Raw genomic sequence first — 19,381 nt, 5'->3', positions numbered from 1 at the left:
GCACCCTGGCCTCTGGAGGGCCGTGACATGACCTCTTCCATCTCCCTGGACACCCTGAACTTCGACCCGCAGACCGGCCTGATCCCGGTCGTCACGCAGGACGCCCGCAGCGGCGCCGTGCTGATGCAGGCATACGCCGACCGCGCCGCCGTCGAGCGCACCCTGGACACCCGCGAGGCCACGTACTACAGCCGCTCCCGGCAGGCGCAGTGGGTCAAGGGCGCGACCAGCGGCCACACCCAGCGCGTCGTGGACGTGCAGGCCGACTGCGACGCCGACAGCCTGCTGTACCGCGTTCACCAGACCGGCCCCGCCTGTCACACCGGCGCGTACTCCTGCTACCACCAGCCGCTCCTGACCACCGATACACCCCCCGCCGGGCTGGACGGCACGCTGGACCGCGTCTTTGCCACCATCACCGAGCGGCTCGCCACGCTGCCCGAGAACAGCTACGTGGCCCGCCTGCACGCCGGCGGCCTGGACCGCGTGCTGAAGAAGATCAGCGAGGAGAGCGGCGAGGTGCTGCTGGCCGCGAAGAACGCCGACCGCGCCGAGCTGGCCACCGAGGTCGCCGACCTGCTGTTCCACACCCTGTTCGCCATGGCCGAGGTCGGGGTCTCCCCCGCCGACGTCGCCGCCGTCCTTCAGGAACGCGAAGGAAAGACCGGCCTGAAAGGCCCGAAAGAGGTGGGCTGATACGGATTCCGTTTGTTTCGCCAACAATCCGGAACTTCACCGGATTGCCGGCTCCACGTCCGGAACCCGTTTTTCTTCCACTCGCTTCGCTCGGATTGAACGGGCTGTAGAGCCCATTCAATCGGAGTCCGTATGATACGGATTCCGTTTGTTTCGCCAACAATCCGGAACTTCACCGGATTGCCGGCTCCACGTCCGGAACCCGTTTTTCTTCCACTCGTTTCGCTCGGATTGAACGGGCTGTAAAGCCCATTCAATCGGAGTCCGTATGAGGACGACAGTACGGGCGCGGTCCGCGGGAAGCACTCACCGCGCGCCGCTTCCCGTTTCCCTCAGAACAGCGTGGGTTGCAGCGCTTCCTCGGGCACCTGGGGAAGCGCCTCGACTTTCACGTACTCCAGGCCGGCGGCCTGCGCGACCTTCAGCGCCGGGACCGTGATGTCGGGCGCGGCGAGGATGCCGCGCACGTTCCCCGGCACCTGTTCCCGCACGGCGTCCACGTACCGGCCGAGCTGGTGCACGGCGTCGTGGCCGGCCTTGCCGCGTTTGAGTTCCACGACCACGTAGCGCCCCTGCGCGTCGCGGGCGTACAGGTCGATGCCACCCACCCCGACGAGCAGTTCGCGGTCCAGGACCGTCAGGCCGTCCTCGATCAGGTGCGGGGCGCGGGCCAGGGCCCGCTGCATCTGCGCCTCGCTGCCCTGCAGCAGGAACAGCGCCTCGTCGCCCAGGTGCAGGGCCGTGACCTGCGCGCAGCCGATCACACGGACGCGCACCACCTCGGCGGGGCTGCGCCGCTCGGCGTGCAGGACCACGCAGCCGCCCTCCAGTTCCGCCGAGAGGTGATCGGTGCGCGGCTGCCAGTTCACGGGCTTCACGCCGCGCGGCCCGTGCACCTGCAGCGACCCGTCGGGCTTGAGCAGCAGCAGGCGGTCGCCGGCCTCGGCCATGCTGGCCGCGCGGCCCGCGTACAGCACCTCGACCTCGCCGGCCAGGTGCAGGGTCACGCGGGCGTGCAGGTGCGCGCGCAGGAAGGCCAGCAGGGCGTCCGGGGTGGGATGGGTCAGGGAGTCGATCAGCATGGGCGGGCAGCGCAGCATAGCGCGCCCGGCCGGAGGCGCGAAGAGTCAAGGTTCGGTGAACGCCGCCCGGTCATCCAGCGCGGGCCGCGCCGCATATGGCTGGTCAGGCTTCGCTCCGCAGGAACACCCCGCCGCGTGGGCCGGTGTTCCTCGCCCCTGGCCCGTCCCGCGTCCCTGCCCGCCCCACCCCTGTCCCGGAGGACCCCCATGAAGAACCTGGCCCTGCTGACCCTGATCTCTGCCGCCCTCGCCTCGTGCAACCAGATGCGCCTGCCCGCCCCGCCCGCCGGTCAGCTCGCGTACGGCCTGGGCAGCGACGGCACCCTCGTGACCTTCGGCCTGGGCAACCCCGACGCCAGCTCCGTGACGCAGGGCATCTCCGGGCTGGGCGGCGACACCCTGGTGGACCTGGACGTGCGCAACACCGACGGCCGGCTGTACGGCGTCGCGGCCAGCGGCCGGGTGTTCATGATCAACCCCGTCACGGGGGCCGCCACTGCCGACAGCACCGTCACGGGCGCCACGGTGGTCGCCGCGGACTTCAACCCGGTCGCCAACCGCCTGCGCGTGGCCGGCACGAACGACCTGAACTTCCGCCATACCCTGATGGCCGCCCCCACGCCCGCCACGACCGGCACCACCGCCGACGGCACCTTCGTGTACGCCCCGGGCGACCCGAACGCCGGCAGGAACCCTGGCGTGGTGGCCGCCGCTTACACCAATTCCTTCGACAACAGCGGCACGGGGGCCATCGCGGCCGGCACCACCACCACCCTGTACACCATCGACGCCGATCTGGACATCCTGGTCATGAACACGGTCGGCCCGCAGTTCAACACCCTGAACACCGTGGGCGCGCTGGGCGTGAACGTCATGGCGGACATGACCGGCTTCGACATCGCCGGCGCGGGCAGCGCGTACCTGAGCCGCGTGTCGGGCAACGACACCGACCTGTACACCGTGGACCTCGCGACCGGGAAGGCCACCATGACCGCCAGGCTCAGCGGCATGAAGCTCAGGTCCGTCGCGCTGAAGCTCGCCGCGCAGTAATCCCCCGCGCGCCTGCTTCCGGTGAACGTCCCTGCCTGCGCGGTGGGGGCGTTCACCGTTGTGTGCGGTGGTCGGGACACAATGGCGGGCGTGACCCGACCCGACCCACCCACCGACCTGTCCGACAAGGCTGCCTGGAGGACCTGGGCGCGGACCGTGCGCGCCGGGCTGCCGGACGTGTCCGGTGAGGTGACGGCGCAGGCGCGGACGCTGCTGCGTGCGGTGGGGGCCCGGTGCGTGCTGGCGTACCGGGCGTTGCCGGGCGAGCCGGACGTGTCGGCGCTGCGCGGCGAGTTCGAACTGCTGGCCCCCCGCGCCCGCTTCCGGCCCACGCCCAGGTTGACGCTGCACCCCTGGGACACCGCCACGGAGGTCAGCCGCTTCGGAGCGCTGCAACCGCCCGCCGACGCGCCGCAGGTGGGCCTGGACACCGTGGATGCGATCCTGCTGCCCGCGCTGGCCTTCGACCGGCGCGGCGTGCGCCTGGGCTACGGCGGCGGCTTCTACGACCGCCTGCTGCCGGGTTTCGCGGGGGTGACGGTGGGCGTGATCCAGGGGGCGCTGATCGTGCCGCGCCTGCCCGCCGACCCGCACGACGGCCCGGTCGCGTGGCTGCTGAGCGAGGCGGGCGTGCAGGCGGCGGTCAGTCCACCCTGAGTTCCGGCGTGGGGTCGCCCGCACGGTGCGCGGCGATGGCGCGGGCCACCACGTCCGGCGTGACTGCGCCTTTCGGCACGCGGCCCACCTGCGACCACAGGGGCGTGTCCACGGCGGGCGGCAGGACCAGCGTGACCCCCACGCCCCGGTGTTCCAGCCGCGCGACCTCTGCCGCGCGGGCCAGGGCGGCCTTGCTGGCGGCGTACTGACTGAAACCGCGCGCCGTGACCAGTTCGGGCCGCGCCCCGATCAGGTACACGCGCCCGCCCGCGTTCAGGCGGCCCAGCCCGTGCTTGAGCACCCACAGCGCCCCGAAGTAGTTGGCGTTCCACACGGCGCGGACGTGCGTGGGGTCGGCGTCCTTCAGGGGTCCGGGCAGCGCCGCGCCCGCCGCGTACACCAGCGTGTCCAGGGGCGGCACGCCCTCCAGCAGCGCCCGCACATGGCTCTCGTAGCCCAGGTCGGCGGCGTGGTGGGCCGCGCCGAGTTCGGCGGCCAGGGCGGTCAGGGTCGCCTCGTTCCGGCCGCTGAGGGTCAGGGTGTCGCCCTGCGCGGCCAGGACGCGGGCCGTGGCGGCGCCGATCCCGCCGGTCGCTCCGATGATCAGGGTGTTCATGACGGCAGTGAACCGCACCCCGCCCACCGTGTCGGTACGGGCGCGTACAGGTCACGGACCCTACCCTCCGAGCGGCCACGCCTGCACAGGCTGGTACGCGCCGCCGGGTCCGGGTTTGCGCATCCAGACGAGGTGGGTGGCGGTGAAGGACAGCGGCTGCGGGAACGCCAGCCGCGCCGCGTCCAGCAGGGCGTCCAGGGTCACGTCCCGCCGCCCGAGGGCCAGCGTGAGGTGCGGGGTCATCTGCGGCCCCTCGTACCCGAAGCGCCGCGCGGGCCTCAGGGCGTCCAGCAGGGCGAGGTGCAGCCGCACCGCGCCGGGACTGCGGGCGGGCAGGTACAGGGCGCGGCCGTCCGGGAACACGCGCGGCGCGAGCAGTTCGACCGGAACGGGCGGGATCGCCGCCGCCACCGCCGGGATGAGGTCCAGCCAGCGCAGATCGTCGTCCAGACCGCTGCGGGCCTTCACGGTGACGTGCGGCACCGCCGCCGCGTCGCGCACGCCGTGGGCTTCCCGGAACGCCACGACGCGGGCCTCGATGTCCGGCGGGGGCCGCAGCGCCAGCAGGTGCGAGGGGCTCACGGGGCGGGTGGGTCGGTCAGGGCGTCGCGCACCATCAGCGCGTGCAGGACGTCCAGGATGCCCGCGTGGTTTTCGCGGTCCGTGCCGGAGTGTGCGCGGGTCACGGCCCACCACGCCTGCTTGCAGTTCAGAAGGTCAGGGTCAGCCTGCGCGACCGTCCGCGCGTGCAGGGCATGACGGGCGTTGAGGCTCAGGGGGCGAGCGCCAGCCTGTGCAGGCACACCCCGCAGGTACCCGTGTTCGGCCAGGGAGACGAATGTGGAGCGTGGGCAGCCCTTGGCCAGCGTGCTGGGTTTCGCGGTCACGAGAGCCTGCGCGGCGGCCCAGGCAGCACGGGGAGTATGCCCCTGCCGCAGGGCTTCCAAGGCCCGGTCCGTCAGCTGCTCGTACACCGTTCCAGTCTGACGTTTTTCACCCTGTGGAACGCTCTTTTTCCCGGTCGTCATGCCCCAGCGTACACCCCCCGGGCGTCCAGACGGCCCGGACGCTCCGGGGGTGGGTCGGCTACAGTTTCAGGTGTGAACCAGTCCCCCACCGAGCCGCTGAAGCGGACGCCGCTGCATGCCGCGCACCTGCGCGCCGGAGCCCGCATGGTCCCCTTCGGCGGGTGGGACATGCCCGTGCAGTACGCCGGCGTGAAAGCCGAACACGACGCCGTCCGCACGAAGGCTGGCGTGTTCGACGTGTCCCACATGGGCGAATTCCGCGTGCAGGGCCCGGGCGCACTGGCCTTCCTGCAGCACGTCACCACCAACGACGTCAGCAAACTGAAACCCGGCCGCGCTCAGTACAACTGGCTGCCCGGCGTGTCCGGCGGGCTGGTGGACGACATCTACATCTACATGGTCGCGCCAGACGAGTACCTGACGGTCGTGAACGCCAGCAACATCGCCAAGGACTGGGCGCACCTGCAAAGCCACGCCGAAGGGTTCGACGTCACCCTGACCGACGAGAGCGACCGCTGGGCCCTGCTGGCCGCGCAGGGCCCCCAGACCGAGAGCCTGCTGCAACCCCACACCGACACCGACCTGAGCAGCCGGAAGAAGAACGCCTTCTTCCCCGCGAAGCTCTTCGGTTTCGACGTGATGCTGGCCCGCACCGGGTACACCGGCGAGGACGGCTTCGAGGTGTTCACGGACGCCAGCGAGGCCGAGACCGTCTGGGACAAACTCCTGGCCGTGGGCTTCACGCCCGCCGGACTGGGCGCCCGCGACACCCTGCGCCTCGAAGCGGGCTTTCCCCTCTACGGGCACGAATTTTCAGACACCATCCACCCGCTGAGCAGCACGTACAGCTGGGTCGTGAAGGACAAGACCCACATCGGCCACGAGCACATCCGCACGGCCCCCACGCAGACCCTGATCGGCCTGAAACTGGAGCGCGTGCCCGTCCGCGAGGGCTACCCCGTCAAGGTCGGCGGTGAGGTCGTCGGGCACGTCACGAGCGGCACGAGCAGCCCTACCTTCGGGCATCCCATCGCCATGGCCCTCGTGAACGCCGAGCACGCCGGAGCCGACATCTTCGACGTCGAGGTGCGCGGCAAGGACCACCCCGCCACCCGCGTGCAACTGCCGTTTTACAAACGGTGATGGCCCATCGTTGATAGTAGAAAGAACCGATCCATCACCCATCACCCATTCACCATCAACCCTCCGAAGGAGCACCCCATGACCACCACCCCCACCGAACTGAAGTACGCCGCCTCCCACGAATGGCTCGCCGCTGACGGCACCGTCGGCATCACCGACTTCGCGCAGGACCAGCTGGGCGACGTCGTGTACGTCGAACTGCCCGAAGTGGGCCGCGTCGTCGAAGCAGGCGAAACCATCGCCGTCGTCGAGAGCGTCAAGACCGCTTCTGACATCTACGCGCCCGCCAGCGGCACCATCACCGCCGTGAACGACGCCCTGAGCGGCACCCCCGAACTCGTCAACAGCGCCCCCTACGAAGGCGGCTGGCTGTTCAAACTCGACGTGACCGGCGAGGGCGACCTGATGGACGCCGCCGCGTACGAAGCCGCGAACAACTGACCCCCCAGCGGGCCGCGCGTTTCCGCAGCACCCCCTCCCCAGCCCTCCCCCCTGAAGGGAGAGGGAGCCCACAGAGGCTCACACGTCTGACTCCTTCCCCTGACCGGGAGGAGGTCGGGAAGGGGTGAGCCGCAGCGCCGCCATGCCCCCCCGACGCCCCACCCCCAGGAGTACTCCATGACCCGTTCCCTGACTGATCTGCTGCAGACCGCTGATTTCCTCGACCGTCACGTCGGCCCGACCGCCGCCGAACAGGCCGCCATGCTCGCGGAGCTGGGCGTGGGCAGCCTGGATGAACTGAGTGACACGACCCTGCCCGAGAGCATCCGCTTCACGGGTGACCTGAACGTGGGCGGCCCGGTCACGGAAGCGCAGGCGCTGGCCGACCTGAAGGCGGTCGCGGCGAAGAACAAGGTGTTCCGCAGTTACATCGGCATGGGGTACAGCGGGACGCACACGCCGGGCGTGATCCTGCGGAACATGCTGGAGAACCCCGGCTGGTACACGGCGTACACGCCGTACCAGGCGGAGATCAGCCAGGGTCGCCTGGAGATGCTGCTGAACTTCCAGCAGGCGATCATGGACCTGACCGCCATGCCCGTCTGCAACGCCTCGCTGCTGGACGAGGCGACCGCCGCCGCCGAGGCCATGACCCTCGCCAAGCGCGCGGGCAAGAGCAAGGGCAGCACGCTGTACGTGGCGCAGGACGTGCACCCGCAGACCATCGACGTGATCCGCACCCGCGCGGAGTACTTCGGGTTCGAGATCGTCACCGGACCCGCCGACGCCGAACTGCCCGAAGGCACCTTCGCGGCGCTGGTGCAGACGCCCGGCACGTACGGCGACCTGCACGACCTCTCCCCCATTGCCGAGCGTGTGCACGCCAGCGGCGGCCTGCTGATCGCCGCGACGGACCTGCTGGCCAGCGCCCTCGTGAAACCCGTGGGTGAGATGGGCGCGGACATCGTGATCGGCAGCGCCCAGCGCTTCGGCGTGCCGATGGGCTTCGGCGGGCCGCACGCGGCGTTCCTGGCGTGCCGCAGCGACTTCCAGCGCTCCATGCCCGGCCGCGTGATCGGCGTGAGCAAGGACGTCAAGGGCCGCCCGGCGCTGCGCATGGCGATGCAGACGCGCGAGCAGCACATCCGCCGCGAGAAGGCCACCAGCAACATCTGCACCGCGCAGGCCCTCCTGGCGAACATGGCCGCCGCGTACGCCGTCTACCACGGCCCCGAAGGCATCCGCACGATTGCCGAGCGCACGCACCGCCTGACGGGCATCCTGGCACGCTTCCTGACGGAGGCTGGCGTCGAACTGGTCAACGGGGAATTCTTCGACACGCTGACGTTCAAGGGTGACACCGCCGCCATCCGGAGCCGCGCTGAAGGCATGGGCATCAACCTCCGCTACGAGAATGATCTGATCTCAGTCAGCCTGGACGAAACCACCACGCCCGCCGACATCGAAGACCTGATCGAAGCGATTGCCGGAACCCGGCAGAACGACAACGGTCAGGAGTTCAAGGTGCTGTCCGAGTACCAGCACAAGTTCGTGGACGGCATTCCCGCCGACCTGAAGCGAGAGAGCGAGTACCTCTCGCACCCGGTGTTCAACACGCACCACAGCGAGCACGGCATGCTGCGGTACCTGAAGAGCCTGGAGAACAAGGATTACAGCCTGACGCACGGCATGATCCCGCTGGGCAGCTGCACCATGAAACTGAACGCCACGACGGAAATGATTCCCGTGACGTGGCCCGAGTTCGGCCAGCTGCACCCCTTCGCGCCCGCCGACCAGACGGAAGGCTACGCGGAGATGCTGGCGGAACTGGAGGCGTGGCTGGCGGACATCACCGGGTACGACGCCGTGAGCCTCCAGCCGAACAGCGGCGCGCAGGGCGAGTACGCGGGCCTGCTGGTCATCCGCAAGTACCACGAGAGCCGCGGCGAGGCGCACCGCAACATCTGCCTGATTCCCGCATCCGCGCACGGCACGAACCCCGCCAGCGCCGCCATGATGGGCATGCAGGTCGTGGTCGTGAAGACCGACGCGGACGGCAACATCGACATGGACGACCTGAAAGCCCAGGCGGAGAAGCACAGCGAGAACCTGGGCGCGCTGATGATCACGTACCCCAGCACGCACGGCGTGTACGAGGAACGCGTGACCGAAGCGTGCGAGCTGATCCACCAGCACGGCGGGCAGGTGTACCTGGACGGCGCGAACATGAACGCCCAGGTCGGCCTGACCAAACCCGGCCTGATCGGCAGCGACGTCAGCCACCTGAACCTGCACAAGACCTTCGCCATTCCCCACGGGGGCGGCGGCCCCGGCATGGGACCCATCGGCGTCAAGGCGCACCTCGCCCCGTTCCTCCCGAACCACGCCGTGCGCCCCACCAGCGAGAGCAGCACGGGGGCCGTCAGTGCCGCGCCGTACGGCAGCGCCAGCATCCTCCCCATCAGCTACCTGTACATCCGCCTGCTCGGCGCACGCGGCCTGAAAGTCGCCACGCAGGTCGCCCTGCTGAACGCCAACTACATCGCCCACCACCTCAAAGGCGCGTTCCCCGTCCTGTACACCGGCCGGAACGACCGCGTGGCGCACGAGTGCATCATCGACCTGCGCCCCCTGAAAGCCGAGAGCGGCATAACCGAGGAGGACGTCGCCAAGCGCCTCATGGACTACGGCTTCCACGCCCCCACCATGAGCTTCCCCGTGCCCGGCACGCTGATGATCGAACCGACCGAGAGTGAACCCAAAGCGGAACTCGACCGGTTTATCCAGGCGATGCTCGGCATTCGCCGCGAGATTCAGGACGTGCAGGACGAACTGATCACCGCCGCCGACAGCCCGCTGAAGCACGCGCCCCACACCCAGGCCGACCTGATCGACATGGACTGGAACCGCGCGTACAGCCGCGAAACCGCCGCCTACCCCACCAGCACGCAGAAACAGTGGAAGTACTGGCCCAGCGTGAATAGAGTGGACAACGTCTACGGCGACAGAAACTTCGTGTGCAGCTGCCCCCCCGTCGAGGACTACATAGAGGCGTAAAGTCAGCCCATCACCACAACTGAATGACATCTTTAGCCCTTCCCGCTATGCTGATCTAGTCGATGATCACACCATTTCTTAAATGGCCCGGCGGGAAGGGCTGGCTATATAAACAACATCCCGAGCTATTTGATGGCGATTATAGCAATTACTTTGAGCCTTTCTTGGGTAGTGGAGCAGTATTCTTTTCAAAGAAACCTGCCTTTAGTCACTTGAATGATTCGAATAAAGAACTTATTGAAACATATAGGGCGATTAGAGATAACCATGAGGGCATTCTGGATTTACTCGAAAGACATCAGAAAAAGCATTCTAAAGAATATTATTACAATATAAGATCTAGCAGGCCAACCAAAAGAATAGAGATTGCAGCAAGAATGATTTATCTTAATCGTACATGCTGGAATGGTCTCTACAGAGTAAACCTAGAAGGTCAATTTAATGTCCCTATAGGCACTAAGACTAATGTGCTAATGAGAGCAGAAGATTTCCCGATCATATCTGAATACCTCAAAAATACCAAATTAACTAGTATTGATTTCAGTCACTCAATCAGAAACGCGAAGGAAGGAGATCTAATCTTTGCTGATCCGCCTTACTTTGATTCTTCCTCGGCTGATAAATTCAAAAAATATTCATCTCTGCCTTTCACATTTAACGATCACAAAAGGTTAGCACGATCACTTTTTCGAGCGAGCGAAAGGGGCGCTAAAGTCATAATGACTCACTCACAATCAGATGATGTGTTAGGCCTATATGAAAACAAATCGCGGATCCTTTATACGGACAGGAGAGATACTCTCTCCGCAAAAAGTGAATATCGCGGACGCTATCGAGAAGTCGTCATCGTGATAGGTATATAGATGCTGAACTTTTTTACAAATCCGGCAATCAGACTCTGGTTCAAAAACTTTATGCGGACACTGATGGAGTGGGTGATTAACTTTACCTTTTCAACAAGTCCTCTTTGGCTAGGCACTTTAGCTCTTGCGGCAATCGATAAAAGCGATAACCACCTATTTTCCAACTACATATCCAAGTTTCCCAATCTTTATCAGAAGGGCGAATTATTTAGCTATTCTATCGCAGCTCTTGCGCCAGTTATTTATATCGCAATCAAATTGCGCAAGGAAGAAAAGTATTCAGATAAAGCAATTGGCTTATTGCTATTATCAATTCTATTCGCAATTATATCTAGCGTGCTAATAGCAACCAGCCTATCAAACAGCAATTTTAATGGGCAATCAACGTTATCACTCTCAATTACTGTATTTTGGGTATGTTTTGCGCTTTTATTTATCGCAATATTTATTAATAATCAGGCTTCGCCTGAATCTCAGATGATTGACGCAAATGACGTTATTGCCACGGAAGGACAAAACTTCGCCTCTAGATTTAGGGATAGGTAGTTTATGCTAGATTACAAAGAAAATAAAGGCGAGTTTAAGTTTCCCTGCCTTTCCATAAAACAACCTATCGGAGAGTTCTACTTAGCTAGTATGCCATTCGATATCTTAATGGCTATTTCATATTTTGACGTCAGGCGCATCGAGAGAGAAGAGCGGGCAATAGAATCATATCTAGGCATACAACGCCCTTTAAGCACTAAAAGAGTTCAGGAAATAAAAAAATATGTAACAAACAAGGATGCAACTTTCCCCTCATCAATTATCATCTCTGTGGATATAGAAAACACAGCAATTGACAAAGTCAATAAAACCATGACGCTTTTTACGTCAGATGATTCGGATTTAGGAGCAGATCATATAGGAAAAATAGCCCGAGTATTAGATGGCCAACACAGGTTGGCAGGGCTAGAAGATTATACAGGGAGTAACTTTGAAGTCCCGGTGAGCATCTTTGTCGGCCTAGATATTGCGGATCAAGCATATATATTTTCCACTGTCAATCTTGCCCAAACGAAGGTCAATCGCAGTCTCGCATATGATCTTTATGATTATGCAAAACACAGAAGTCCTCAGAAAACAGCGCATAACATAGCTATTGCCTTGAATGAAGATCCAAAGTCGCCGTTTTATGAAAGAATTAAACGATTAGGGGTTAGCGACGGCATTACCAGTGAGCAGACTATTACCCAAGCAGCATTCGTCGAGTCCCTTATTCGACTAATCAGCAAAGATCCCATGAAAGATCGAGATGATGCATTAAGGAATAGGAGACTCATAGATTATAATGACGAAAAGTTCGCATTTAGGGGAGACTTTATTCAAGGCGACGATCTAAAAATCGCACAAATCGTCAATGATTACTTTCAGGCGGTCAAATTAAAATATCCAGATGCTTGGTTAGATACTTCTAAAGGCGCAGTACTTAGCAAAACCAATGCATTTATGGGCCTGATGAGATTTCTACCTACAGCCTTGCGAATCTTAAAAATTAAAAATCTTAACCAAGATGTCAAAGGGTTTTCTACAATATTTGATAACTGGACCCTAAAATCAAATGATTTTACCACAGAACGCTTTAAGCCGGGTTCAAGCGGAGCATCGGAAATATATAGAACACTGAACAATGATATCCTTCAGAATTCAAAATATTAGCATGTTCCGCCAGCTTCGTCTATCAGATTTAGAACAGACTAAGATTTTTCAACTTCAAGGTAGTTTGAAATGCGGTCGCCATCCATCTTTTGCAACAAATCCACCCCGAATTGCTGTATGAGCGATACTGTTTGCAGAATATAAGTAGGGCCGCGCTTTTCCCCGAGTGTAGCCCTTCTTATATCCTCTGTTTACCTTTTGCTGTTGTGGTCGCCTTTCTGGAGTTCTTCGATCATCTTGGCATTGCAGGCGGTGATGTCGCTGGGGTTGCAATTGGTGACGATGCCTTTGTCCACGACGCCGGGATAACTCAATGATTCCCCATCAAACCTCAGTCCGCGTTTCAGGCTGCACTATTGATAGCGGCATAGATTCGCATTCATAAGCTGACGAGGCAAGTCGATATACCGAACCCGCTGCCAAGCCGTCACAAGCTTTGCTTTCAGCTCCGAGACCGAGCGGGCACAGAAGTTCCCCAGCACATTGCGCTTCACATATGCCCACACCAGCTCGATCGGGTTCAACTCCGGCGCATAGGGCGGCAAAAACACCAGCGACAGGCGTTCGTGGGTCTCCACGAACGCCTGTGTTGCCTTCGCCCGGTGGATCCCGGCGTTATCCAGCACCACCACGATCTCCCCCTGAACGTGGCGGAGCAGGTGCTGGAAGAATCGGATGACGTCCCCACTACGAATCGCCCCAGACTTCGTCTGCTGGAAGAACCGCCCATCCGACGTGATCGCACCGATGGTCGAGAGTTTCTCCCAATTGGCCGGGAGCGTGACCAGGGGCGTGACGCCCCTGGTCGACCACGTGCGCCGTCGTACGCCTTTCAGCGAGAACCCGACCTCATCCAGATACACCAGGGTCGCGCCCTCAGCGACCTTTTTTTCCCAACTCCGGTGCGACCTGTTCTTTCCAGGACGCGATCCGGAGTTCATTGCGCTCTGCCGCCCGCCCATCCGGCATTTGCGGCGTGAAACCCAACTGGCGAAGGATTTTTCGGACGTGGTCGTGGTGATACCACACGTCAAAGTGACGTCCGATCAGATCAGTGACCCGACGTGTCGTCCACGTCGGATCAGGGAACCCGTGGTGCACCGCACCCTCCCGCAGGAAGGTGCGCAATTGTTCGTGTTGTGCCGCTGTGAGCCGCGAGGTTGCGCCACTGGCAATGGTGGCCTTCAGGCCACCATTGCGGCGTAGTCGTGCTTTCCAGGTGTAGATCGTATGGACGGAGACACCGAAGTGATTCGCAATCTCCTGGTTCCGATGGGTTCCGCGTTCAATCCATGCGAGAGCGGCGAGGCGGCGCTCCTCGAGTTGAGCGCGGGAGTAGTGGGTCGGTTGCCAACCAGGCATGTGGCAAGTCTATCAACTCAGATCTTCGCCGCGATCAATAGACCGTCATGCGCGGGCATCCCCGGATACCCACCACTCTCTTGTTCAGTTCAGCCCGAGGCGTTCGCGCAGGCTGGGCAGGCGGGTGGTGTCGTCCACGAGCCGCTGGTCGTGCGTGTAGTCGTCCGTTGCCTCGATCACCCAGTCGCGGTTCAGGTGCCGTGCGAGGCCGCGCACGAGTTCCGGGAAGGTCAGGGCGTCGTGGGCGTTGCTGTCCAGGTGGACGGTCCCGCCGGTGCCGTCCTGCGCGAGGGCTGCGAGGGCGTGGGCGGTGTCGGTCATGAACGAGGTGGCGGGAATCCAGTGCCGGCTGGCGCGAATAACGCCGTTCTGGTCGTGTTGTGCCTGGAGTTGCTGGGTCATGTTGTTGCCGGTGGCGGTGAGGTGGATCTGCCAGCCGATGCGGGCGATGACGGCGTGGGGGTTGGCGGCGCGGATGGCGTGTTCGGTGCGGGCCTTGTGGTGGCCGTAGTCGCTGTCGGGCTGGGCAGGCTGGGTGGGGTGGTGGGGGCCGCCGGCCTGGGCGCTGTAGACCATGGCGGTGCTGGTGTGGACGAAGGGGATGCCGGTGGCGTGGGCGTGTGCGGCGAGGGTGGCGGCCCAGGCTTCGCTGCCCAGGGCGAGGTGCAGGATGCCCTGGGGGTTCAGGGCGTGCAGGTGGGCGCGGGCGGCGGGGCTGTCGTCGGCGGGGGTGGTGTGGCGGTCCCAGCCGGTGACGGTGTGTCCCTGGGCTTGCAGGGCGTGGGCGACGTGTGGGGCGAGGGTGCCGGTGAGGCCGGTGACGAGCCAGGGTCGGGTCATGGGGTGCAGTGTAGGGGGGTGGGGGTGGGGTTTGAGGGTTTTTTGTGGGGGGTCTGGTGAAGTGGGGGTGTCCGGCGTGGGTGGTGTGGCCGGGGGTGCGTTCAATGATTCCGGTTGCGGGTCATTGATCTTCTGTCGTTTTAAATGAATTTTGGGTCAATCATATTCCTTTCAGGTTCGTTTTCTATAGTCCGCTTCACCGGGCAGTTGTGGTGCCCGGAAAGGATGTGACCATGAAACGAATTCTCTTTCCTGTGGTAATGACGGTTTCCCTTCTGGCTCCTGTGTCCCTGGCGGCGGCGGGTTCCGCGGTGGGGTCCGCGTCGGGTTCGGCGGCGGCGGCGGCTTCGGCGGGCGTGGCGGTTCAGGCGAGCGCGGTGGTGCTGCTGGACGCGCAGGGCCGCGTGATCGGCACGGTGAACGGGGCGGGGCAGGTGGTGTTCAGTGGCGCGAGCCGCGCGGTGTCCACGGCCCGCGTGACGTTCGAGAACGGGGCGCAGCAGTCGTTCCGGGTGGCGGGCGGCGCGGCGGCGCAGGGCCGCGTGACGCTGGAGTCGCTGGTGGTGTCGGGTCGCGGGGCGGGCGTGAGCCTGGGCAGCGCGATCCGCGCGGAGGGTCAGGTGCTGGCGCGTGCGGCGGCCGAGGGTCGCGCGGCGTTGCAGGGTCGCGTGGTGACGCTGCTGGACGCGCGTGGGCAGGTGCTGGGTCAGTTCGACGCGGCGGGCCGCTGGGCGGGTGGCGCGCAGGCGGCGCTGGTGACGGACGTGGTCGTGTCGGGCGGTGCGGGCGCGGGGACGTATGACGTGGCGGGTCGCGTGCTGGTGGACGCTTCGGGCATGGTCAGCCTGGAGAACGTGGCGGTGCAGACGCAGGCGGGCGCGCGGACGCTGGTGCAGGTGCTCGTCTCGGGCGCGGCGGCCGGTGCGGCTGCGGGTTCGGCAGCGGCGGGTTCGGCAGCGGCGGGCAGCGTGTCGGGGAGCGGTTCGGCGTCCGGTTCCGCTGGTGGTGCAGGGTCGGCCGGTGGGAGCGGGTCGGGCGGCGTCAGCGTCGGTGTGGGCGTCGGCGTGGGGATCGGGATCGGCATCGGCGGCGGCAAGTAAGACGGACTCCGATTGAAGTGGCTTATAAAGCCATTCAATCCGAGCGGATGCGACTCGTAGAGCTGCTCCGCAGAGTAGGAGAGAAACGGGTTCCGGACGTGGAGCTGACAATCCGGTGAAGTTCCGGATTGTCAGCGGAACAAACGGAATCCGTATAAGACGGACTCCGATTGAAGTGGCTGCAAAGCCGGTTCAATCCGAGCGGATGCGACTCGGAGAGCTGCCCTGCAGAGTGGGAGCAACACGGGTTCCGGGATGGAACGCTGTGCAGATTCCGTTTCATTCCAGGCGGTCCATTCCAGGCAGGCGTGCAGCAGCGCAGCGGCCCTTCCATCTCTGGGAGGGCCGCTGCCTGCGTTGGGGTCGGTGGGGTGGGGTCAGCGTTTGCTGCTGTGGTCGCCTTCCCGGAATTCTTCGATCATCTTCTCGGTGAAGGCGGGGATGTCGTCGGGGTTGCGGCTGGTGACGATGCCCCGGTCCACGACGACGGGCTGGTCGACCCATTCGGCGCCGCCGAGGGTGAGTTCGTGTTTCAGGCTGGGCCAGCTGGTCATCTTCAGGCCCTTGCTGATGCCGGTCTCGCTGAGGCTCCAGGGGCCGTGGCAGATGGCGGCGATGGGCGCGCCGTGGTCGTAGAAGGCGCGGACGAACTGCATGGCGTAGGCGTCCAGGCGCAGCTTGTCGGGGTTGACGGTGCCGCCGGGCAGCAGCAGGCCGTCGTAGTCGCTGGGGTTGGCCTGCGTGACGGTGTGGTCCACGTCGTACCGGGCCTGGGGTTCCATGTCGCCTTTCATGCTCTGGATCTGCCCGGGCTTGAGGCTGATGAGGTGGGTGGTGGCCCCGGCGGCCTCCAGGGCCTCGCGGGGTTTCACGAGTTCGACCTGTTCGACTCCGTCGGTGGCGAGGATGGCGATGGTCTTGCCTTTCAGCGGTTGGTCGGTCATGCGTATCAGCGTGGCGGGTGGGGGGGGTGGGGGCGTGATGGGGGTCTGAAGGGGGGTTCATGGGGGGTTGAGCGGGACTTGAGTCGCGTGTGGGTGGCGGGGCATGAAAAGTCCCTCTCGGTGGGGAGAGGGAGGGACCCGCCGTGACGCGGAGCAGCGCCGCGGAGCGCCGGAAGGGTGAGAGGTGCGCTGCTTACACGGACTCCGATTGAATGGGCTGCAAAGCCCGTTCAATCCGAGCGAAGCGAGTGGGAGCAACACGGGTTCCGGACGTGGAGCCGGCAATCCGGTGAAGTTCCGGATTGTTGGCGAAACAAACGGAGTCCGTATTACTGGTCGCGGCCGGGCGTGGTGACCTCGACGGCGGTGAGGGTCTGCGTGATGCGGTACGTGTGCGGCGTGCCGGCCGGCACGCGGTAGGAGTCGCCGGGCTGGAGGGGAATGGTCTGCCCGTCGATGATCAGGTCGGCGCGGCCCTCGATGACGTACCCGAGCGTCTCGTAGGGGTTGGTGCTCTGGGGTTTGTCGGCGTTGGGTTCCTCGCGGTGCCACAGGCGCATGCGGGCGTGCTGCCCGGTCACGAGGTGGTGTTCGCCGTCCGGGCCGTGGGTGGTGTCGCTCTGGCTGACCTTGTAGGGGTTCATGGGATTCAGCCTGCGCCGCCGGGGCGGCCGGGGGGGTGAGGGCGACCTTCAGGGGTGGTCATGGGGCCTGAAGGGAGCGCTGGGGGTCCGTTCACCCGGGCGGGGAACGTGTGGCACGCACCCGCCGCTTCTTCTCATGGTTTTATTCGTGTCAGACGCACAATTCGGGGTGTAGCGGTGTGGGCGGGGGCTGGAGTACACTGCGGGTCTACCGGGCCGTCCGCGCAGTTGTGCGGGCGGCCTGCCAGGGGGGGTGAGGTTGCATGGGAACGAAAGAAGAGGTTCGTTCACGGCTGAACATTGCGGAGGTCGTGGGCGAGTACGTGCGCCTCACCCCGGCCGGGAAGGGCCGCATGAAGGGCCTGTGTCCGTTTCACAAGGAGAAGTCACCGTCGTTTCAGGTGGACACCGACCAGGGGTACTTCTACTGTTTCGGGTGCAAGGCGGGCGGGGACGTGTTCAGTTTCGTGCAGCGTACCGAGAACCTGAGTTTCGGGGACGCGCTGCGCAAGCTCGCGGAGCGGGCCGGGGTGCAGGTCGAGGCGAAGTACGGGGAGCGCAGCAACCGCGACCTGTACGACGTGAATGCCTTCGCACTCGCGTACTTCCGTGAGCACCTGACCGGCGCGGCGGGCGAGGGGGCCCTGGCGTACCTGCGGCGGCGCGGCCTGACGGACGCGACCATCGAGGCGTTCGAGATCGGCTTCGCGCCGGAGGGCTGGGACGGCCTGCTCAAGCACGCGCGCGTCAAGGGCCTGACCGAACGGCAGCTGCTGGAGGCCGGGCTGCTGATCGAGAACCCGGAATCCGGGCGGGTGTACGACCGGTTCCGTGGGCGGGTGATGTTCCCCATCCGTGATCACCTGGGGCGGCTGGTGGGGTTCGGCGGGCGGGTGCTGGACGACAGCAAGCCGAAGTACCTGAACACCCCGGAAACCGACGCGTTCCGCAAGGGCGAACTGCTGTACGGGCTGGACAAGGCCCGCGCGGGCCTGGGCAGCGGCGCGGAACTGGTGGTCGTGGAAGGGTACATGGACGTGATCACCATGCACCAGCACGGCTTCACCGGCGCGGTGGCGAGCCTGGGCACCGCGCTGACCGCCGAGCACGCCACGCTGCTCGAACGGCTGGGCGCGCAGAGTCTCGTGCTGCTGTTCGACCGTGACGAGGCGGGCCTGAAGGCCACGCTGTCCGGGCTGGATCAGGTGCTGGGGGCCAAGTTCCGCGTGCGGGCCACCAGCGTGCCCAGCGGCAAGGACCCGGCCGACACCCTGCTCGCGGGCGGCGACGAGCAGCTGCGGCAGGCGATCGGGAGCGGCCTGGACGAGGTGCATTACCGCGTGCAGGCCGCCATCGAGAAGCACGGGGTGAGCACCAGCGAGGGCAAGCGCCGCATCCTGATGGAACTGCTGCCACGCATGCAGAACCTCGACCCGCTCGACGAGATTGCCGAGGGGGTCCGCGCGGCGGCCTGCGAGACGCTGGGCATCAAGCCCGAGGCGCTCATGGAGTGGATCGCCAGCAAGGCCAAGCGCCGCACCCTGACCGACACGCACCTGGCGGGCATGAGTACCGCCCGGCACGAGGAGGACCGTGAACTGGCGCTGCTGCGGCAACTGCTGGTCGACCCCAGCCTGCGCGCGAAACTGGACGGCAGCACCCCGTGGCGCAACGACATGGTCCGCAACGTCATGCTGGCCCTGCAGGGCGCGCCCACGCCCGAGGGGGTGCTGGACCTGTTCCGGGGCCAGCCCGAGGAGCAGCTGCTGATCCGCCTGATGTTCGAGGGGCGTGACGCCGGCAGCATCAGCCGCGCGCACAGCCAGCAGTACGAGCAGAACGTCGGCGCGTACGCCGCGACCGCCGTGGACGACATTCAGGTCAGCATGAGCATCGACGCGCTGCGCGCCGAGGTCACGCACCTGAAAACGCAGCTCACGGCCGCGCCGCCCGCGCAGCAGCTCGACATGCTGCGCCAGATTCAGGAGTTGCAGCGGGCCATCGAGGCCGAGAAACGCAGCCGGCGCAGCGCGTAGCCCGCGGGTGGCACCGCTTTCGCTCCCGGTGGCACGCCCGGCCTTCCGACCCGGCTCCGGGTCATGGATCCGGATCGATACGGACTGCCGTTTGTTTCGTTGACAGATCGGACCATCACCGGAT

The 19,381-nt window shown here is 64.5% G+C and carries 19 protein-coding genes; 11 read left to right on the top strand and 8 right to left on the bottom strand.

Annotation, left to right across the window (positions count from 1 at the left end; translation table 11 throughout):
• Nucleotides 1-27 precede the first annotated feature (27 nt).
• Complete coding sequence (hisIE, locus tag ABDZ66_RS12240) at nucleotides 28-696, top strand: bifunctional phosphoribosyl-AMP cyclohydrolase/phosphoribosyl-ATP diphosphatase HisIE (RefSeq protein WP_343759290.1); 669 nt, start codon at nucleotides 28-30, stop codon at nucleotides 694-696.
• Nucleotides 697-1,028: 332 nt separating this feature from the next.
• Here the strand turns inward: hisIE and nucS are convergent, their stop codons facing one another.
• Nucleotides 1,029-1,778 (bottom strand): endonuclease NucS, encoded by a 750-nt coding sequence (nucS, locus tag ABDZ66_RS12235; protein WP_343759288.1) that lies wholly within the window; start codon nucleotides 1,776-1,778, stop codon nucleotides 1,029-1,031.
• Between the two features lie 207 nt (nucleotides 1,779-1,985).
• On the opposite strand from nucS, the gene ABDZ66_RS12230 reads away from it, so the two are divergent.
• Both ABDZ66_RS12230 and ABDZ66_RS12225 read left to right on the top strand, forming a co-directional pair.
• The gene (locus tag ABDZ66_RS12230; protein WP_343759286.1) at nucleotides 1,986-2,828 is read left to right on the top strand and encodes a DUF4394 domain-containing protein; all 843 of its coding nucleotides are present in this window, start codon (nucleotides 1,986-1,988) and stop codon (nucleotides 2,826-2,828) included.
• Between the two features lie 90 nt (nucleotides 2,829-2,918).
• A complete protein-coding gene (locus ABDZ66_RS12225) occupies nucleotides 2,919-3,485 on the top strand; it encodes a 5-formyltetrahydrofolate cyclo-ligase (protein WP_343759284.1) in 567 nt (188 codons plus the stop codon).
• Here the strand turns inward: ABDZ66_RS12225 and ABDZ66_RS12220 are convergent.
• From ABDZ66_RS12220 to ABDZ66_RS12210, 3 genes are read right to left on the bottom strand one after another with little or no spacing between them, the layout of a single operon-like run.
• Nucleotides 3,472-4,101, bottom strand: coding sequence for an SDR family NAD(P)-dependent oxidoreductase (locus ABDZ66_RS12220; RefSeq protein WP_343759282.1), 630 nt, complete (start codon nucleotides 4,099-4,101; stop codon nucleotides 3,472-3,474). The genes ABDZ66_RS12225 and ABDZ66_RS12220 overlap by 14 nt on opposite strands.
• A 60-nt stretch (nucleotides 4,102-4,161) precedes the next feature.
• Entirely contained in the window at nucleotides 4,162-4,683 is a 522-nt protein-coding gene (locus ABDZ66_RS12215; RefSeq protein ID WP_343759280.1) for a 2'-5' RNA ligase family protein, read from the bottom strand.
• Nucleotides 4,680-5,129, bottom strand: a complete 450-nt coding sequence (locus ABDZ66_RS12210; RefSeq protein WP_343759278.1) for a DUF6979 family protein — start codon at nucleotides 5,127-5,129, stop codon at nucleotides 4,680-4,682. The genes ABDZ66_RS12215 and ABDZ66_RS12210 overlap by 4 nt, the downstream gene beginning before the upstream one ends.
• A 72-nt stretch (nucleotides 5,130-5,201) precedes the next feature.
• Between ABDZ66_RS12210 and gcvT the strand changes: the two genes are divergently transcribed.
• The 6 genes from gcvT (at nucleotide 5,202) to ABDZ66_RS12180 (ending at nucleotide 12,331) form a co-directional block, all read left to right on the top strand.
• Nucleotides 5,202-6,272, top strand: a complete 1,071-nt coding sequence (gene gcvT, locus ABDZ66_RS12205; protein ID WP_343759276.1) for a glycine cleavage system aminomethyltransferase GcvT — start codon at nucleotides 5,202-5,204, stop codon at nucleotides 6,270-6,272.
• Nucleotides 6,273-6,350: 78 nt separating this feature from the next.
• Complete coding sequence (gene gcvH, locus ABDZ66_RS12200; RefSeq protein WP_119674173.1) at nucleotides 6,351-6,713, top strand: glycine cleavage system protein GcvH; 363 nt, start codon at nucleotides 6,351-6,353, stop codon at nucleotides 6,711-6,713.
• A gap of 177 nt (nucleotides 6,714-6,890) precedes the next feature.
• Nucleotides 6,891-9,770 carry an aminomethyl-transferring glycine dehydrogenase gene (gcvP, locus tag ABDZ66_RS12195; RefSeq protein ID WP_343759271.1) on the top strand — a complete coding sequence of 960 codons (2,880 nt, stop codon included), beginning with the start codon at nucleotides 6,891-6,893 and terminating at the stop codon, nucleotides 9,768-9,770.
• 62 nt (nucleotides 9,771-9,832) lie between these two features.
• Complete coding sequence (locus ABDZ66_RS12190; RefSeq protein WP_343759269.1) at nucleotides 9,833-10,633, top strand: DNA adenine methylase; 801 nt, start codon at nucleotides 9,833-9,835, stop codon at nucleotides 10,631-10,633.
• Between the two features lie 63 nt (nucleotides 10,634-10,696).
• The gene (locus ABDZ66_RS12185; RefSeq protein ID WP_343759266.1) at nucleotides 10,697-11,179 is read left to right on the top strand and encodes a hypothetical protein; all 483 of its coding nucleotides are present in this window, start codon (nucleotides 10,697-10,699) and stop codon (nucleotides 11,177-11,179) included.
• A gap of 3 nt (nucleotides 11,180-11,182) precedes the next feature.
• The gene (locus ABDZ66_RS12180; protein ID WP_343759263.1) at nucleotides 11,183-12,331 is read left to right on the top strand and encodes a DGQHR domain-containing protein; all 1,149 of its coding nucleotides are present in this window, start codon (nucleotides 11,183-11,185) and stop codon (nucleotides 12,329-12,331) included.
• A 353-nt stretch (nucleotides 12,332-12,684) separates the two neighbouring features.
• Here ABDZ66_RS12180 and ABDZ66_RS12175 read toward each other — a convergent pair.
• Both ABDZ66_RS12175 and ABDZ66_RS12170 read right to left on the bottom strand, forming a co-directional pair.
• Nucleotides 12,685-13,693, bottom strand: a protein-coding gene (locus ABDZ66_RS12175) for an IS630 family transposase (RefSeq protein ID WP_343759261.1) whose coding sequence is annotated in 2 segments (ribosomal slippage) — nucleotides 12,685-13,224 and nucleotides 13,226-13,693 — 1,008 coding nt in all. Because the reading frame shifts where the segments join, the coding sequence is not laid out codon by codon here.
• A gap of 84 nt (nucleotides 13,694-13,777) precedes the next feature.
• A complete protein-coding gene (locus ABDZ66_RS12170) occupies nucleotides 13,778-14,533 on the bottom strand; it encodes a sugar nucleotide-binding protein (RefSeq protein ID WP_343759259.1) in 756 nt (251 codons plus the stop codon).
• Between the two features lie 260 nt (nucleotides 14,534-14,793).
• On the opposite strand from ABDZ66_RS12170, the gene ABDZ66_RS12165 reads away from it, so the two are divergent.
• Nucleotides 14,794-15,633, top strand: coding sequence for a hypothetical protein (locus ABDZ66_RS12165; protein ID WP_343759257.1), 840 nt, complete (start codon nucleotides 14,794-14,796; stop codon nucleotides 15,631-15,633).
• 377 nt (nucleotides 15,634-16,010) lie between these two features.
• On the opposite strand, the gene ABDZ66_RS12160 is transcribed toward ABDZ66_RS12165, so the two are convergent.
• On the bottom strand, nucleotides 16,011-16,577 hold the full coding sequence (locus ABDZ66_RS12160; RefSeq protein WP_343759255.1) for a type 1 glutamine amidotransferase domain-containing protein: 567 nt from the start codon (nucleotides 16,575-16,577) through the stop codon (nucleotides 16,011-16,013).
• Between the two features lie 329 nt (nucleotides 16,578-16,906).
• The gene (locus tag ABDZ66_RS12155) at nucleotides 16,907-17,221 is read right to left on the bottom strand and encodes a cupin domain-containing protein (protein WP_343759253.1); all 315 of its coding nucleotides are present in this window, start codon (nucleotides 17,219-17,221) and stop codon (nucleotides 16,907-16,909) included.
• A 263-nt stretch (nucleotides 17,222-17,484) separates the two neighbouring features.
• Here ABDZ66_RS12155 and dnaG point away from each other — a divergent pair, with 263 nt between their 5' ends.
• Nucleotides 17,485-19,257: a DNA primase gene (dnaG, locus tag ABDZ66_RS12150; protein WP_343759251.1), complete on the top strand. Its 1,773-nt coding sequence runs from the start codon at nucleotides 17,485-17,487 to the stop codon at nucleotides 19,255-19,257.
• The last annotated feature ends 124 nt before the right edge of the window (nucleotides 19,258-19,381 follow it).

Source organism: Deinococcus depolymerans, assembly GCF_039522025.1.
In the GTDB taxonomy this organism is placed as follows: Bacteria; Deinococcota; Deinococci; order Deinococcales; family Deinococcaceae; genus Deinococcus; species Deinococcus depolymerans.
Note: the sequence above shows the minus strand (reverse complement) of the source record. Positions and strands in the feature narration are given on the sequence as shown.

Bases quoted from the DNA above. Each gene is read 5' to 3' on its own strand.
- hisIE (WP_343759290.1), top strand. From the start codon at position 28: ATGACCTCTTCCATCTCCCTGGACACCCTGAACTTCGACCCGCAGACC.
- nucS (WP_343759288.1), bottom strand. From the start codon at position 1,778: ATGCTGATCGACTCCCTGACCCATCCCACCCCGGACGCCCTGCTGGCC.
- ABDZ66_RS12230 (WP_343759286.1), top strand. From the start codon at position 1,986: ATGAAGAACCTGGCCCTGCTGACCCTGATCTCTGCCGCCCTCGCCTCG.
- ABDZ66_RS12220 (WP_343759282.1), bottom strand. From the start codon at position 4,101: ATGAACACCCTGATCATCGGAGCGACCGGCGGGATCGGCGCCGCCACG.
- ABDZ66_RS12210 (WP_343759278.1), bottom strand. From the start codon at position 5,129: ATGACGACCGGGAAAAAGAGCGTTCCACAGGGTGAAAAACGTCAGACT.
- gcvH (WP_119674173.1), top strand. From the start codon at position 6,351: ATGACCACCACCCCCACCGAACTGAAGTACGCCGCCTCCCACGAATGG.
- gcvP (WP_343759271.1), top strand. From the start codon at position 6,891: ATGACCCGTTCCCTGACTGATCTGCTGCAGACCGCTGATTTCCTCGAC.
- ABDZ66_RS12190 (WP_343759269.1), top strand. From the start codon at position 9,833: ATGATCACACCATTTCTTAAATGGCCCGGCGGGAAGGGCTGGCTATAT.
- ABDZ66_RS12185 (WP_343759266.1), top strand. From the start codon at position 10,697: ATGGAGTGGGTGATTAACTTTACCTTTTCAACAAGTCCTCTTTGGCTA.
- ABDZ66_RS12180 (WP_343759263.1), top strand. From the start codon at position 11,183: ATGCTAGATTACAAAGAAAATAAAGGCGAGTTTAAGTTTCCCTGCCTT.
- ABDZ66_RS12170 (WP_343759259.1), bottom strand. From the start codon at position 14,533: ATGACCCGACCCTGGCTCGTCACCGGCCTCACCGGCACCCTCGCCCCA.
- ABDZ66_RS12165 (WP_343759257.1), top strand. From the start codon at position 14,794: ATGACGGTTTCCCTTCTGGCTCCTGTGTCCCTGGCGGCGGCGGGTTCC.
- ABDZ66_RS12160 (WP_343759255.1), bottom strand. From the start codon at position 16,577: ATGACCGACCAACCGCTGAAAGGCAAGACCATCGCCATCCTCGCCACC.
- ABDZ66_RS12155 (WP_343759253.1), bottom strand. From the start codon at position 17,221: ATGAACCCCTACAAGGTCAGCCAGAGCGACACCACCCACGGCCCGGAC.
- dnaG (WP_343759251.1), top strand. From the start codon at position 17,485: ATGGGAACGAAAGAAGAGGTTCGTTCACGGCTGAACATTGCGGAGGTC.